Here is a 16,149-nt window from a genome sequence, read left to right as displayed (position 1 = left end):
ATGATTGATTAGGAGTCGATTTATTTGTTATGATAATAATCTAATATTTAAGTACCCTCTGTGGCCAATAACAAATCAGCAAAAAAGAGAATACAAATTGCCGAAAGAAATCGTTTAATAAATAAGTCATATAAATCTACTGTTAGGACTTTAACCAAAAAAACCTTAGAGAATTGCGAAAAATATAAAAAAAATCCTAATGAGGATAATAAAAATTTAGTGAAAACGAGTCTTAATAAAGCTTTTAGTTTAATTGATAAAGCAGTTAAAAAAAATGTTCTTCATAAGAATAACGGTGCTAATAAAAAATCGAAAATCAACAATTTTGTAAAAACTACATTTACCATAAAATAAAGAGCAGATCATAATAATGAGCGATATTGAACTCATAGACTCCCACTGTCATTTAATATTTGAAAATTTCGAAAAAGATCTTGAAGATGTTGTACTAAGATTACGTTCTAAAGGTGTAAAAAAATTAGTTCATGCTTGTTGTGAATTAAAAGAAATTCCAAAGTTGAAGCAAATATCTCATGAATTTAATGAAATTTACTATTCAGTTGGTTTGCATCCGCTAGAAGCAAAAAAATGGGAAGAAAGCTCAAAATCTCTTTTAAGACAATCAGTACAAGAAGACAGAAGAGTAGTAGCTATTGGGGAATTAGGTTTGGATTTTTTTAAAAATGAAAATAAAAATCAGCAAATTGAAGCACTTATTCCGCAAATGGAGTTAGCATATGAGCTTCAATTACCTGTAATTATCCATTGTAGAGATGCTGCAAATGAAATGATTGAGATATGTAGTGATCTCGCAAAAAAAGGAAAATGTCCTAGTGGTGTACTGCATTGTTGGACAGGAACCCCTAAAGAAATGGAGCAATTCTTGGATCTTGGATTTTACATAAGTTTTAGTGGAATAGTAACTTTCCCAAAAGCATATGAAATTCAAGAGTGTGCCAAAATAGTCCCAAATGATAAATATCTAATTGAAACTGACTCGCCATTTTTAGCTCCTGTCCCTCATAGGGGTAAAAGAAATGAACCTGCATTTGTTGAAAATGTTGCCAATTTTATGGCAGAATTAAGATCTACTGAACTAATCACAATTGCTAGAGAGTCATCTAAGAATGCTGAAGATTTGTTTAAATTTGACTTGTTAATTTGACCTAGCAGCTGTTAATATTAGGAATTACTGGAAATTTTTCTCAATTTTTTAACTTTAACTTAAACAGTTAATGATTTATCAACAATAAATAAAATTTATTCTAAATTCATTTTTGTTGAAATCGAGATTTAATGGTTGATCTCATATTAAATGGGAAGTTAAAGAACTAAATATTGAGTAGATTAAAAGTAAATGGTAAATCTCACAAAATCGCAGGTTTTCTTGGATGAGCAGTAGCGCTTTACAGGTAGCAAAAACAGATACTTATCTACCAGATTTAGTTGAAGTACAAAGAGCAAGCTTTAAATGGTTTTTGGAAAAGGGTTTAATAGAAGAACTACAAAATTTTTCTCCCATTTCTGATTACACGGGTAAATTAGAATTACATTTCATCGGGGAAGAGTACAGATTAAAAAGACCAAGACATGATGTTGAGGAAGCCAAAAGAAGAGATGCTACTTTCGCATCTCAAATGTATGTAACTTGCAGGTTAATTAATAAAGAGACAGGGGAAATTAAAGAACAAGAAGTATTTATTGGCGAATTACCATTAATGACTGAAAGAGGAACTTTCATCATTAACGGTGCAGAAAGAGTTATTGTTAATCAAATTGTTCGAAGCCCTGGAGTATATTTTAAAGATGAACTGGATAAAAATGGTCGAAGAACTTACAACGCTAGCGTTATTCCTAATAGAGGTGCATGGTTAAAATTCGAGACTGACAAAAATAATTTACTATATGTGAGAGTTGATAAAACTCGAAAAATTAATGCTCATGTTCTTATGAGAGCGATGGGTCTATCCGATAATGATGTTGTCGATAAACTTAGGCATCCTGAGTTTTATCAAAACTCAATTGAGTCAGCTAATGACGAGGGCATAAACTCAGAAGACCAGGCATTGCTTGAGCTTTACAAGAAGCTTCGTCCTGGTGAGCCACCCTCTGTTTCAGGAGGACAACAGCTATTATATAGTAGATTTTTTGATCCCAAAAGATATGATTTAGGCCGAGTTGGTAGATATAAAATAAATAAAAAATTGAGACTTACCGTACCAGATGATGTGAGAACACTTACCCATGAAGATGTTCTTTCTACAATTGACTATTTAATTAATCTAGAATTGGATATTGGAGGAGCAAGTTTGGATGATATTGACCACCTTGGTAATAGAAGGGTTAGATCTGTAGGAGAACTTCTTCAAAATCAAGTTAGGGTTGGACTTAATCGTTTAGAAAGAATTATCAAAGAAAGAATGACTGTAGGAGAAACAGATTCTTTAACTCCTGCTCAACTAGTCAATCCCAAACCTTTGGTTGCTGCCATAAAGGAATTTTTTGGGTCCAGTCAACTAAGTCAGTTCATGGATCAAACTAATCCTTTGGCTGAATTAACACACAAGAGAAGAATCTCAGCATTAGGTCCAGGAGGTTTAACTAGAGAAAGAGCAGGCTTTGCGGTAAGAGACATACACCCTTCACATTACGGAAGATTATGTCCTATCGAGACTCCTGAAGGCCCTAATGCAGGGCTTATAAATTCTTTAGCTACCCATGCAAGAGTTAATGAGTATGGTTTTATTGAAACACCTTTTTGGGAAGTTAATAACGGTAAAGTTAATAAAGAAGGAAATCCTGTTTATCTTTCTGCTGATTTAGAGGATGAGTGTAGGGTAGCTCCAGGAGACGTCGCAACTGACAAGGACGGCAATATAATTGCAAATCTAATACCAGTAAGATACAGACAGGATTTCGAAAAAGTTCCTCCTCATCAAGTTGATTACGTTCAGCTTTCTCCGGTTCAGGTAATTTCAGTCGCTACTTCACTTATTCCTTTCTTGGAACATGATGATGCTAATAGAGCTCTCATGGGCTCAAATATGCAACGCCAAGCCGTTCCATTGCTTAGGCCAGAACGTCCTTTAGTTGGTACAGGTTTAGAATCTCAAGTTGCTAGGGATTCAGGAATGGTTCCCATAACAAAAGTTAATGGAACTATTTCTTACGTAGATGCTAATGAGATTGTCGTTAAAGATGAGGACGGTAACGAACATTTTCATTATCTTCAGAAATATCAAAGATCAAACCAAGATACCTGCCTTAACCAAAGACCTATAGTGAAAATTGGAGATAGAGTGATATCTGGTCAGGTTTTAGCAGATGGATCCGCATGTGAAGGAGGTGAAATAGCCCTTGGTCAAAACGTTTTAATAGCTTACATGCCATGGGAGGGATACAACTACGAAGATGCAATACTTGTAAGCGAGAGGATGGTAACTGATGATTTATATACTTCAGTACATATTGAAAAATATGAAATTGAAGCAAGGCAAACGAAGCTAGGACCTGAAGAAATAACAAGAGAGATTCCCAATATCTCTGAAGAAAGCTTGAATAATCTTGATGAGATGGGAATTATTAGGGTTGGTGCTTATGTGGAGAGTGGAGATATTCTTGTAGGAAAAGTTACTCCAAAAGGAGAATCAGACCAACCACCTGAAGAAAAACTGTTAAGAGCTATTTTTGGTGAAAAGGCTCGAGATGTGAGAGACAATTCCCTCAGAGTACCTAAAACTGAAAAGGGAAGGGTTTTGGATGTTCGCATTTATACTAGAGAACAAGGTGATGAATTACCTCCAGGAGCCAATATGGTTGTTAGAGTTTATGTGGCTCAGAGAAGGAAAATTCAAGTAGGTGACAAAATGGCTGGGAGGCATGGTAATAAAGGGATAATTAGCAGAATCTTACCAAGAGAAGATATGCCTTATTTACCTGATGGAACGCCTGTGGACATTGTTCTGAATCCTCTAGGCGTTCCAAGTAGGATGAACGTAGGCCAAGTTTTTGAATTATTGATGGGTTGGGCAGCCTCCAACTTAAATTGCCGGGTTAAGGTTGTTCCATTTGATGAAATGTATGGAGCTGAAAAATCACATCAAACTGTTCAAGCATTTTTAGAGGAAGCTTCAAAACAGCCAGGTAAAGCATGGGTTTACAATCCTGAAGATCCTGGAAAGTTATTACTTAAAGATGGTAGAACAGGGGAACCCTTCGATCAGCCAGTTGCGGTTGGATACTCTCACTTCCTCAAATTAGTCCATTTGGTGGATGATAAAATTCATGCTAGATCTACTGGTCCTTATTCTTTGGTTACCCAGCAACCATTGGGTGGTAAGGCTCAGCAAGGTGGACAAAGGCTTGGAGAAATGGAAGTATGGGCTCTTGAAGCTTATGGAGCCGCTTATACTCTTCAGGAATTGTTAACAGTAAAATCTGATGATATGCAAGGAAGAAATGAAGCGCTTAATGCAATCGTAAAAGGGAAACCGATCCCTAGGCCTGGTACTCCTGAATCATTTAAAGTTCTTATGAGGGAATTACAATCTCTTGGCTTGGATATAGGGGTTTATACAGATGAAGGAAAAGAAGTAGACTTAATGCAAGATATTAATCCGAGAAGAAATACTCCATCGAGACCGACTTATGAATCACTCGGAACCTCTGAATACGAGGAAGATTAAATACTCAATTAAAACCTTTTAATTTAAATACGCAAAAAATGACAAACAGCAACTTAAGAACTGAAAATCACTTTGATTACGTCAAAATTTCAATAGCTTCTCCACAAAGAATAATGGATTGGGGTCAGAGGACATTGCCCAACGGACAAGTTGTTGGTGAAGTTACAAAACCTGAAACTATTAACTACAGGACACTTAAACCAGAAATGGATGGATTGTTTTGTGAAAAGATTTTTGGGCCATCTAAAGATTGGGAATGCCATTGTGGAAAGTATAAAAGGGTAAGACATCGCGGCATTGTTTGTGAGAGATGTGGGGTTGAAGTAACTGAAAGTAGAGTTAGAAGACATAGGATGGGCTATATAAAACTCGCTGCGCCAGTTTCCCATGTTTGGTATTTGAAAGGAATTCCTAGTTACGTTGCAATACTTTTGGATATTCCGCTTAGAGATGTAGAACAAATAGTCTATTTTAATTGTTATGTCGTTTTAGATCCAGGAGATCACAAAGAACTTAAATATAAGCAATTACTCACTGAGGATGAGTGGCTTGAAATTGAAGATGAAATTTATGCTGAAGATTCAACTATTGAAAATGAACCTTTTGTTGGAATTGGCGCGGAGGCACTGAAGCAGTTACTTGAGGACCTTGATTTAAATCAGGTTGCTGAGGAGCTTAGAGAAGAAATTACTAATAGCAAAGGACAAAAAAGGGCAAAACTTATAAAAAGGATAAGAGTTATTGATAATTTCATCGCAACTAATGCAAAACCAGAATGGATGGTTTTAGATGCAATTCCAGTTATACCTCCTGATCTTAGACCTATGGTTCAACTTGATGGGGGAAGATTCGCAACTTCAGATTTAAATGACTTATATAGAAGAGTTATAAATAGAAATAATAGACTAGCTAGGCTACAAGAAATTTTAGCTCCTGAAATTATCGTAAGAAATGAAAAAAGAATGCTTCAGGAGGCAGTTGATGCCCTTATAGATAATGGAAGGAGAGGAAGGACTGTTGTTGGAGCAAATAATAGAGCTCTTAAGTCTCTAAGTGACATAATTGAAGGAAAACAAGGAAGATTTAGACAGAATCTTCTTGGAAAGCGTGTTGACTATTCAGGAAGATCTGTAATAGTTGTTGGCCCTAAGTTGAAAATGCATCAGTGTGGTCTCCCAAAAGAAATGGCGATAGAGCTCTTTCAACCTTTTGTAATTCATAGATTAATACGACAAAATATTGTGAATAATATTAAAGCTGCAAAAAAATTAATACAAAAAGCCGATGATGAAGTAATGCAGGTACTTCAAGAAGTTATTGAAGGCCATCCAATTCTCTTAAACAGAGCACCTACGCTGCATCGTTTAGGAATTCAAGCTTTTGAACCGAAATTAGTCGGAGGTAGAGCAATCCAACTTCATCCTTTAGTATGTCCTGCATTCAATGCTGACTTTGATGGTGATCAAATGGCAGTTCATGTTCCTTTAGCTTTAGAGGCACAAACTGAAGCACGCATGCTTATGTTGGCCAGTAATAATATTCTCTCTCCTGCCACTGGGGAACCAATTGTAACTCCATCACAAGATATGGTTTTGGGATCTTATTATCTGACTGCTTTGCAACCGAATTATCAGAAACCAGATTTCGGAGATAATAAGACCACTTTTGCTTCATTAGAAGATGTCATTTTTGCTTTTGAAGATAAAAGACTCAGTCTTCATGAATGGGTTTGGGTTAGATTTAATGGAGAGGTAGAAGATGAAGACGAAATGCGTAGCCCACAAAAAACCCAAGAGCTAGATGATGGCTCAAGATTAGAAATCTGGAATTTAAGAAGGGATAGATTTGATTCTAATAATAATTTAATAAGTAGATTTGTTTTGACAACTGTTGGGCGAGTAGTGATGAACCATACAATCATTGATTCTGTATCTATAACGTAATCTTCAAAAACTATTTTTCATTTACTTAAACATCATGACTTCATCTAAATCTAAAAAAACATCCAGAGTACGTAAGACTACTAAAAATTCAAAAAAAGACAATCCTGTTACAATGCCTGCTCTCGCCAAAACGCCTCCATCATTTAAGAATAAGGTGGTTGATAAGAAAGCCTTAAAAAATTTAGTCTCTTGGGCTTATAAAACTCATGGAACTGCTGTAACTGCAGCCATGGCTGATAATTTAAAGGACTTAGGATTTAAATATGCTACCCAAGCTGCTGTCTCTATATCAGTAGATGATTTAAAAGTTCCTGAGGCTAAACAAGATTTAATTGGGCAAGCTGAAGAGCAAATATCTGCTACAGAAGAATGCTATAGACTTGGTGAAATCACCGAAGTTGAAAGGCATACAAAAGTTATAGATACCTGGACTGAAACCAATGAAAGATTGGTAGATGCTGTCAAGAATAATTTCAATCAAAATGATCCTCTAAATTCTGTTTGGATGATGGCTAATTCAGGAGCAAGGGGTAATATGTCTCAGGTAAGACAACTTGTTGGTATGAGGGGATTGATGGCTAATCCTCAAGGAGAAATCATTGACCTGCCAATTAGAACAAATTTTAGAGAAGGACTCACTGTTACTGAATATGTAATTTCTTCTTATGGAGCTAGGAAAGGTTTGGTGGATACTGCCTTAAGAACTGCGGATTCTGGCTATTTGACTCGAAGATTAGTGGATGTTGCTCAAGATGTAATTGTGAGGGAAGAAGATTGTGGAACAGAACGATCAATAGTTGTTGAAGCTGAGGATGGTAAATTTGGAGCAAGACTTCTTGGTAGGCTTACCGCTGAGGATATTTTTGATGCTGAAGATAACCTTGTTGTTCCTCAAAACACTGCAATAGATCCTGGATTGTCACTAGAAATTGAGAAAGCATCTATCTATAAAGTAAAAATAAGATCTCCATTAACATGTGAAGCTAATAGATCGGTTTGTAGAAGGTGTTACGGATGGGCATTGGCTCATAATCATCTTGTTGATTTAGGTGAGGCAGTTGGAATTATTGCTGCTCAATCTATTGGGGAGCCAGGAACTCAATTGACAATGAGAACATTCCATACTGGAGGTGTATCAACTGCTGAAAGTGGAGTAGTAAGATCAAAAATTTCAGGTAAAGTTGAATTTAGTTCAAAAGCAAAGGTTAGAGGTTATAGAACCCCACACGGTGTAGAAGCCAAACAAGCAGAAGTAGATTTTATACTAAAGATAGTTCCTACAGGTAATAATTCTGCCAAAGCTCAAAAAATTGAAGTTTCTAGTGGATCTCTTCTATTTGTAGATGATGGTGAAGAAATTAATTCTGATATAACCGTCGCTCAGATTACTGCTGGAGCTGTGAAAAAGAGTGTTGAAAAAGCCACAAAAGATGTTATTTGTGATTTGGCTGGTCAAGTTAGGTACGACAAGGTTATTCAACCAAAGGAGGTAACAGATAGGCAGGGTAATATTACCTTAAAAGCTCAAAGATTAGGCAGATTATGGGTTTTAGCTGGAGATGTCTATAACTTGCCACCTAATGCAAGACCAGTTATCTCATCAGGAAAATCTGTAGATGAAGGAACTGTTTTGGCAGAAGCAAGTCAATCAACAGAGTTTGGTGGACAAGTTCGATTAAGAGATTCAGTAGGAGATTCAAGAGAAGTTCAGATTGTTACTACTTCAATGTCTCTAACTAATTTTAAATTACTTGAAGAATCTACTCACTCAGGTCAAATATATAATTTGGAATCTAGTGATGGTGCAACTTATCGTTTAAACATTTCCCCGGGAAGTAAAATTAGTAATGGCGAGGTAATAGCAGATTTAACAGATGAAAGGTTCCGTACAAAAACTGGTGGTCTAGTAAAATATGCCCCGGGATTAAGTGTCAAAAAAGCAAGATCATCTAAAAATGGTTTTGAAGTAAGTCAAGGAGGAACATTGCTTTGGATTCCTCAAGAGACACATGAAATCAATAAGGACATATCTCTTCTAATGATCGAAGATATGAAATGGATTGACGCTGGAACAGAAGTTGTAAAAGATATTTTCAGTCAAACATCAGGAATTGTTACTGTTACACAAAAAAATGATATCCTTCGTGAAATAACTGTAAGAAATGGAACTTTTCATGAATGTGATGATGAAGAAGTTCTCGATAGATTTACAGAAGAAGGAAATCTTGTAAATCCAGGTGAAAAGATTTTAGATGGTGTTGAGAATAAAGAAATTCTTTTTGTTCAAAAATTAGAAACACCTAAATGTCGAGGCTTGTTATTAAGAACTGTTGAAGAATTTACCATTCCTGACCAAGCGGAATTACCCCAACTATCACATGTTAAGCAGGAAAAAGGACCACATTTAGGCTTAAAAGCTATCCAAAGGCTTACCTATAAAGACGGTGAATTAATAAAATCAGTTGAAGGAGTTGAATTGCTTAGAACACATTTAAGCATTGAAAGCTATGATGCTACTCCTCAAATGACTATTGACGTTGAGTCGATTGAAGATAAAAATGATGCATCAATCAATAGACTAAACTTAGTAATATTGGAGTCTATTCTTGTAAGACGAGATACTATATCTGACTCCAGTCATGGCTCAACACATACAGAACTGCAAGTCAAGAATAACCAATTAGTAAAAGCAGGAGATGTAATAGCTACTACTCAAATTCTTTGTAAAGAAAAAGGATTGATTCAATTACCAAAAGTTGTTGACGATGAGCCTATAAGAAGGTTAATTGTTGAAAGAGAACAAGATAAAATTCAAATTAAAATTAGTGATAAAGCATTAGTAAAAGTTGGTGATCGTGTAGTGGATGGTAATCCTATTAGTAATTCTGTAAAATCAACTTCTTGTGGTGAAATAGAAGAAATTTCTAATAGTTCAGTAACTTTAAGACTTGGCAGACCTTATATGGTCTCTCCTGATTCAGTTTTACATGTTGAAGACGGAGATTTAGTTCTTAGGGGAGATGGTTTAGCTTTACTTGTTTTTGAGAGGCAGAAAACTGGAGATATCGTACAAGGATTGCCTCGTATTGAAGAGTTATTAGAAGCTAGGAGACCCAGAGACTCTGCAATTCTATGTAAAAAATCTGGAATTGTTCAGATTAAACAAGGTAATGATGAAGAATCAGTTTCTTTATCGGTCATTGAAAAAGATGATTTGATTAATGAATATCAACTATCAATTGGAAAAAATATAATGGTCAGTGATGGACAACAAGTATCAGGGGGAGAATCTTTGACTGATGGTCCAATTAATCCTCATGAACTATTAGATTGCTATTTTAATGATTTAAAAGATCAAAAACCTTTAATAGACGCAGCTCGAGAATCTATCTCAAAACTACAAAGAAGTATGGTCAGTGAGGTACAAAATGTTTATAAGTCTCAGGGTGTATCAATCGATGATAAGCATATTGAAGTTATTGTTAGACAGATGACAAGTAAAGTCCGTATAGAAGATGCCGGGGATACTACTCTTTTGCCTGGTGAACTCATAGAGATGAGGCAAGTGGAAGATACTAACCAAGCAATGGCAATCACAGGAGGAGCTCCAGCAGAATTTACTCCTGTTTTGTTGGGTATTACTAAAGCCTCTCTCAACACAGATAGCTTTATTTCAGCAGCATCTTTCCAAGAAACAACAAGGGTTCTTACGGAAGCTGCGATTGAAGGTAAATCTGATTGGTTAAGAGGTTTAAAAGAAAATGTTATTATCGGTAGATTAATTCCTGCAGGTACTGGTTTTAGCGGTTTTGTGGAGGAATTATCCTCAGAGGCTGGTCCTCACCCCGATATCCTTGCAGAAGAATCTGGTGGCTACAGAAGAGCACAGAATTTAAGGCCAGATTATACAGTTGATATGCCACAATCACCTGCCGTAAGCTCTACTGCAATACTTGATGATCCTAGTGATGAAGATTTGGAGACAACGAGAAACCGACATGGAATCGATCCTACTTCGAGTAATTTTGCTGCATTCGCAAGACCTAATGCTGAAAATCAATTTTCTGAAGATCAATTACCAGATCCTGCTGCACTGGAGGGATTACAAGAGGAGGGCCTTCTTTCTGATGAATAAAATCTATCTATTATCATTTTTAGCGACTAGAATATATATTTAAATTTGCAAGCAATGATTAAGCCAGAGATTGTACCTAAAAGAAAATTACCTCGTTATGGATTTCATTTTTATAATGAAAGACTTAATGGCAGGATGGCCATGATCGGATTTATTGCTCTTATTCTTACAGAATTTTTCTTAAAACATGGTTTGCTGTTATGGTGAAAATAGTTTTGCACTAAATACAAAATAATTTGAAAAATCTTCTTGGAAGTAGTGTGAAAGATTTAGAAAATGTGGCTATAGATTATGGTCAGGCTCCTTTTAGAGGTCGCCAAATCTATAATTGGATTTATAACTATAGAAACAAGAAGAAAAATATTGATCAAATAGAAGTCTTACCTTTAGATTTTAGAAAGAAGTTAAAAGACGATGGTTTTAAAGTAAGTGAGCTAAGTATTCAAGAAAGAAACTTAGCTGACGATGGTACTCTAAAGTTGTTACTGTCTACAGACGATAATGAAAGTATTGAGTGCGTTGGTATACCAACTGAAAAAAGACTAACTGCTTGTCTCTCTAGTCAAGTTGGTTGCCCAATGGATTGCAAATTTTGCGCAACTGGTAAGGAAGGTTTGAAGAGATCTTTAAAAACAAGTGAAATTTTAGATCAAATTTTATTTATCGAAAATGAAATGAATAGAAAAGTGACTAATATAGTTTTCATGGGTATGGGTGAGCCCTTATTGAATATTGATAACTTACTTTTATCAATTAAATCTATAAACGAAGATTTCCAGATCAGTCAGAGAAAGATAACTGTAAGTACAGTAGCTATTCCAAAAATGATAGGTAGATTATCAGTAAAGTCTTTTCAAGTTTTAGGTAATTGTCAATTTACATTAGCAATTAGCCTACATGCTTCAAACCAAAAAACAAGAGAAACGATAATTCCTAGTGCCAAAAACTATGAGATCAAAAATATTATCGAAGACTGTAAGAAATTTGTAAGAGATACTGGTCGCAGGGTAAGTTTTGAATATCTAATGCTAAGTGGGGTGAATGATAAATTAGAACATGCTTATGAATTAAGTAATTTGTTAAAAGGATTTCAATGTCACGTAAATTTAATTCAGTATAACCAAATTGACGAGGTTGATTTTCAACGAACCTCTCTAAAGAATCTCCAATTATTTAAATCTAGACTTATAAACAATGGTATAGCAGTTAGCTTGCGAACAAGCAGAGGTCTAGATAAAAATGCTGCTTGTGGTCAGCTAAGACAAAATGCAAAAAATAAATAATATTATCAAATAAAAATTTTTTAAAAGTCTCTTAAACAGGTTATTATTGTGATAATTAATTTAATAACTTTGGGTTTTATTAAGACAAAAATCTTACCTTTCGCTATTGTCTCACTTTTTGGGATCGCCTTTTTTGCAGTTAGTGCAAGAATTTGGTTGCCAGGAGATATGATGTCTCCTGCTCCCATAAATTAATATTTTTTTATTTTTAAAATGACAAAAAATAAGGACTCTAATAAAGAAAGCTTAGTTGATATAGCTGTTGATCCTGATGTTTTAGCGAGAGAATTAGCGTTAGAAATTGAAATAGATCCTTTAGAGCAAATTGATAAAGATTCTTTTCCAAAAGGTTTAAACATAACTCAAGAATGCAATGAAGCATTAAAAATGCTTAAAGGTAACAGAGAAGAGAGAATACAGGGCTTAAGAATATTTTGTGAATATAGAGATTCAAGATCTTTTCCACTTTTGTTACCATTACTTGATCAACCGTGTCCTGTTGAAAGAATGAGTGTGGTATATGCTTTAGGTCGTAATCCATGTCCCAGCGCGGTGGAGAAACTTGTCCGTCTTTTGGAGACTGACGATAATGCTTATGTCAGAAGAGCGACTGCATGGAGCTTAGCTAATTATGATAATCAAATTGTTTTGAATCCATTAATAAATGCTTTGAAGAACGATGTAGCTGCAGTTAGGTTGTGGTCATCTAGTTCTTTAGCTGAAATTGGAAATGTTTCTTTTGAGAACGCTCAATTAGCAGCAGAACAACTTTTGATAAGCTTAAAAATAGATAATGAATCTGGTGTGAGAAGTAATTGTATTTGGTCTTTGTGTAGATTGTACGAAAAATTAAATAATTCATTTCAGGAAATTTTCATTGATGAATGTACCAAGATAGCTCTTTTCGATAAAGAACCTTCCGTTATGGAAGAAGCAAAAACTGCCTTAGATTCAATGGGGATGCAAGGTTTTTATAACTAAATTTTTTTATTTTTTTTTATCATCAACCTACTGAAAAAATTTATTTATTAGATATTCAATATAAAAATTAAAATTAATTAACTTGTACCAACTGAAACAAAAAAATTTCGTTATTCTATATAAAGTAAAAGTACTTAGTACTGAATTTAATGCCTCAAAAAACATTGAGATTCAAAATTCATCAAGATGGAAGAGTTGAAGAGACAGTAGAAGGATTTACTGGTAGTTCATGCAACGAAGCTACAAGAAATCTTGAAAACGCTCTTGGTAAAGTAACAGTTAAGAATAAAACATCTGATGCTTTCATCTCTTATCAAAATGAAAAATTAAAACAATTCAACCAAGAATCTAATGTCACACTTTAGTACGATTAAAACACAGCTCAAAGATGCAGAGCCATTAATTAAAGCCTTAAATAATCTTGGTTACATTATCAACCAAGAAGAGAAATTTGTTAAGGGCTTTAGAGGCAAGTTTACAGCCGTTGATATAAGCATGAATCTGCCTGGCGATACTAAAGTTGGATTTAAATGGGACAATAATTCAAATTCATATGAATTAGTTACTGACCTAGATCTATGGAAATTTGAGCTTCCAGTAGAAAGATTTATCTCTAAAGTTACTCAAATGTATGCCTACGAAACAATTATTTCCAAAACAAAAGAGGATGGTTATCAAATCGTAGAACAAAAAAATCAAAATGATGGTTCTATTGAATTGGTTTTAACCAAGTGGGATAACTAATCTCATATTATGGATTTAACCGATCCATTTGATAATGCTTCACTAAATATAGAAATCACAGGCTTTGAACCAGTCTTAGGTGGTCAATTAGCAGAAAAAGCTGTTTGGGTTGATGAAGCTAAATGTATAGGATGTAAATACTGTGTACACGTTGCTTCAAACACCTTCTTAGTTGATGAATTTCATGGTAGAAGTCGAGCAATTAGACAAGATGGAGATAGTGTTGATGTTATACAAGAGGCAATGGATACATGCCCTGTTGATTGTATTCACTGGGTTAAGTTTGAAGAATTAAATGATTTAGAAAATAGCCTTGATAGGGATATGTTTCAATCATTTGGCAAACCACCAAGAATGAATAAGCATTAAAATCAAAGATATGCAATATCGTAGATTTGGTCGAACCAATCTGAAGATTCCTATTTTATCTTTGGGTGGTATGAGATTTCAAAAAAGTTGGGAACAATTAGATTTTTCTGAGATTTCGAATGAAGAACAAAATAAAGTAGAAAATATTTTAAATCTCGCAAATAAATATGGTTTAACTCATGTCGAAACTGCTAAGTATTATGGGACTTCTGAGATGCAATTAGGAATGGGGTTTAAAAATATAAAAAAAATCCCAAACATTATTCAAACAAAGATCCCTCCAAATCGTGATCCACAAATTTTTAAGAGAGATGTTATGACAAGTATTGAAAAATTAAAAGTTAAAAGAATTGATTTGCTAGCAATACATGGCATTAATACAGATGAACATTTACATCAGGCTATTAAAGATGGAGGTTGTATTGACATTTTAAGAAATTTGCAAAAAGAAAATTTAATTGGTTCTATTGGATTTTCAACTCATGGAAAATCTTCACTCATAGAGAAGGCTATATCAACAAACTTTTTTGATTATGTAAATTTGCACTGGTATTTCATCAATCAAGAAAATACAAAAGTTATAAATTTAGCAAATAAGTATGATCTTGGGGTTTTCATAATAAGTCCCACTGATAAAGGGGGACATCTTCATACTCCCTCAAACAAAATGTTGGAACTTTGTAAGCCACTTCATCCTATAGTTTTTAATGATCTTTTTTGCTTGCGAAATCAAAATGTCCATACTCTTAGTGTGGGTATTGCAAAAGAAGCGGATTTTGATTTGCATTTAGAAGCTGTCTCGTTGTTATCAGACTCTGAGAAGTATGTTCCAAAGATAATAAACAGATTAAGGCAGGAATCAATTAATTCTTTGGGTTTCGAGTGGCATCAAAATTGGAATAGAAATTTACCGAGTTGGGAATATACGCCAGGAAATATTAATATTCCTGTTCTGCTTTGGCTTTCAAATTTAATTGATTGGTTGGATATGGAAGGATTTGCAAAATCTAGATATCAATTGCTTGGTAATGGGAGTCACTGGTTCCCTGGATTTAATGCAAATTTGTTAGATGTAGATGTTTCTGAAGTACAATTATTGAAAGTATTAGAGGCTCATATTAATCCAAAAAAAGTTATAAGAAAATTGAGAACTTTAAAAGAAAAGTTTGGAGAAAGGGCTACTAAAAGATTATCAAAAAAATAATTTCATAATGGATTTTTTTCAGGTTTCCCAACTTTTCTTGGGTAAATTTCAGAGCAAAATCTTTTTGGTTGAATAAGAATAATATTTCGGTTACCTTTATTTCTTGGTAATAAAATCTTCTTTTTTTCAATAACTTTCCCTTCTAATATTTCTAAAGTTTTATCTAGATTTTTACTGTCTTCATCCGTCCATTTCCCACAATATAAAAATCCAAACCCGTCTTTTTTTAACATTGGCAGTATATATTCTGAAACTGTTGATGGATTACTCACCGCTCTAGTTGTAGCTATATTGAAATTATTTCTCATTGATGATCGATGGGCTAAGTTCTCAATACGATCATTGATTACATAAATATTGTTTTTAAAATTGATCTTTTTAATTAGGGTTTTTATTGCATCTGTTTTCTTTTTTGAAGAATCAATTAGGTATATCTCAGAATTAGGATGAGTTATAGAGTAAGCTAAACCAGGAAAGCCACAACCGGATCCAATATCTAAAAATTTTTTATTATCAAAATTAATATCCGGGAAAGCTTTAAATGGCCAAATACTGTCAAAAACTTGAGATACCCAATAATCATCCCCATCAATTAATCTCGTGAGATTGGTTTTATTATTTAATTCTTTAATTTTAATTTGTACCTCTTGAAATATATTTATTTCTTCTTCAGTTATTAAGGAAAAAATTTCTTCAGGAATGTTTTGTTTTTTCATTTCGTTATAAATATAAATTTTATTCATCCATTAGATACATTTTATTTAGAAAAAATTTATTAGAATTAGATTATTAATAAAAAATTATT

The 16,149-nt window shown here is 34.1% G+C and carries 14 protein-coding genes; 12 read left to right on the top strand and 2 right to left on the bottom strand.

Going from position 1 to position 16,149, the window contains the following annotated elements; all coding sequences use genetic code 11:
- Positions 1-60: 60 nt before the first annotated feature.
- From rpsT to rlmN, 7 genes are all read left to right on the top strand, one after another.
- On the top strand, positions 61-354 hold the full coding sequence (rpsT, locus tag HA149_RS08285; protein ID WP_209114770.1) for a 30S ribosomal protein S20: 294 nt from the start codon (positions 61-63) through the stop codon (positions 352-354).
- A 16-nt stretch (positions 355-370) separates the two neighbouring features.
- Positions 371-1,165, top strand: a complete 795-nt coding sequence (locus HA149_RS08280) for a TatD family hydrolase (RefSeq protein ID WP_209114768.1) — start codon at positions 371-373, stop codon at positions 1,163-1,165.
- Positions 1,166-1,391: 226 nt separating this feature from the next.
- Positions 1,392-4,685: a DNA-directed RNA polymerase subunit beta gene (gene rpoB / locus HA149_RS08275; protein WP_209114766.1), complete on the top strand. Its 3,294-nt coding sequence runs from the start codon at positions 1,392-1,394 to the stop codon at positions 4,683-4,685.
- A 38-nt stretch (positions 4,686-4,723) separates the two neighbouring features.
- Positions 4,724-6,628, top strand: a complete 1,905-nt coding sequence (locus HA149_RS08270) for a DNA-directed RNA polymerase subunit gamma (protein WP_209114764.1) — start codon at positions 4,724-4,726, stop codon at positions 6,626-6,628.
- A 34-nt stretch (positions 6,629-6,662) separates the two neighbouring features.
- Entirely contained in the window at positions 6,663-10,763 is a 4,101-nt protein-coding gene (locus HA149_RS08265) for a DNA-directed RNA polymerase subunit beta' (RefSeq protein ID WP_209114762.1), read from the top strand.
- 54 nt (positions 10,764-10,817) lie between these two features.
- On the top strand, positions 10,818-10,970 hold the full coding sequence (locus HA149_RS08260) for a high light inducible protein (RefSeq protein ID WP_011863593.1): 153 nt from the start codon (positions 10,818-10,820) through the stop codon (positions 10,968-10,970).
- Between the two features lie 29 nt (positions 10,971-10,999).
- On the top strand, positions 11,000-12,046 hold the full coding sequence (gene rlmN, locus HA149_RS08255) for a 23S rRNA (adenine(2503)-C(2))-methyltransferase RlmN (protein WP_209114760.1): 1,047 nt from the start codon (positions 11,000-11,002) through the stop codon (positions 12,044-12,046).
- A 20-nt stretch (positions 12,047-12,066) separates the two neighbouring features.
- Here the strand turns inward: rlmN and HA149_RS08250 are convergent, their stop codons facing one another.
- Positions 12,067-12,234 carry a hypothetical protein gene (locus HA149_RS08250; protein ID WP_209114758.1) on the bottom strand — a complete coding sequence of 56 codons (168 nt, stop codon included), beginning with the start codon at positions 12,232-12,234 and terminating at the stop codon, positions 12,067-12,069.
- 25 nt (positions 12,235-12,259) lie between these two features.
- Between HA149_RS08250 and HA149_RS08245 the strand changes: the two genes are divergently transcribed.
- The 5 genes from HA149_RS08245 (at position 12,260) to HA149_RS08225 (ending at position 15,344) form a co-directional block, all read left to right on the top strand.
- Positions 12,260-13,027, top strand: coding sequence for a HEAT repeat domain-containing protein (locus HA149_RS08245; RefSeq protein WP_209114756.1), 768 nt, complete (start codon positions 12,260-12,262; stop codon positions 13,025-13,027).
- A 149-nt stretch (positions 13,028-13,176) separates the two neighbouring features.
- Entirely contained in the window at positions 13,177-13,392 is a 216-nt protein-coding gene (locus HA149_RS08240) for a DUF2997 domain-containing protein (RefSeq protein WP_209114754.1), read from the top strand.
- Positions 13,379-13,771 (top strand): DUF1257 domain-containing protein, encoded by a 393-nt coding sequence (locus tag HA149_RS08235; RefSeq protein WP_209114752.1) that lies wholly within the window; start codon positions 13,379-13,381, stop codon positions 13,769-13,771. Before HA149_RS08240 ends, HA149_RS08235 begins: the two co-directional genes overlap by 14 nt.
- Positions 13,772-13,780: 9 nt before the next feature.
- A complete protein-coding gene (locus HA149_RS08230; RefSeq protein ID WP_209114750.1) occupies positions 13,781-14,140 on the top strand; it encodes a ferredoxin in 360 nt (119 codons plus the stop codon).
- A gap of 10 nt (positions 14,141-14,150) precedes the next feature.
- Positions 14,151-15,344 (top strand): aldo/keto reductase, encoded by a 1,194-nt coding sequence (locus tag HA149_RS08225; protein ID WP_209114747.1) that lies wholly within the window; start codon positions 14,151-14,153, stop codon positions 15,342-15,344.
- Positions 15,345-15,346: 2 nt separating this feature from the next.
- Here HA149_RS08225 and rsmG read toward each other — a convergent pair whose 3' ends face one another.
- Positions 15,347-16,060: a 16S rRNA (guanine(527)-N(7))-methyltransferase RsmG gene (rsmG, locus tag HA149_RS08220; RefSeq protein ID WP_209115361.1), complete on the bottom strand. Its 714-nt coding sequence runs from the start codon at positions 16,058-16,060 to the stop codon at positions 15,347-15,349.
- Positions 16,061-16,149: the final 89 nt, after the last annotated feature.

Source organism: Prochlorococcus marinus XMU1406 (assembly GCF_017696055.1).
Classification (GTDB): Bacteria; Cyanobacteriota; Cyanobacteriia; order PCC-6307; family Cyanobiaceae; genus Prochlorococcus_A; species Prochlorococcus_A marinus_W.
The sequence above is the reverse complement of the archived record's forward strand: the minus strand, read 5'-3'. Positions and strand labels throughout refer to the sequence as shown.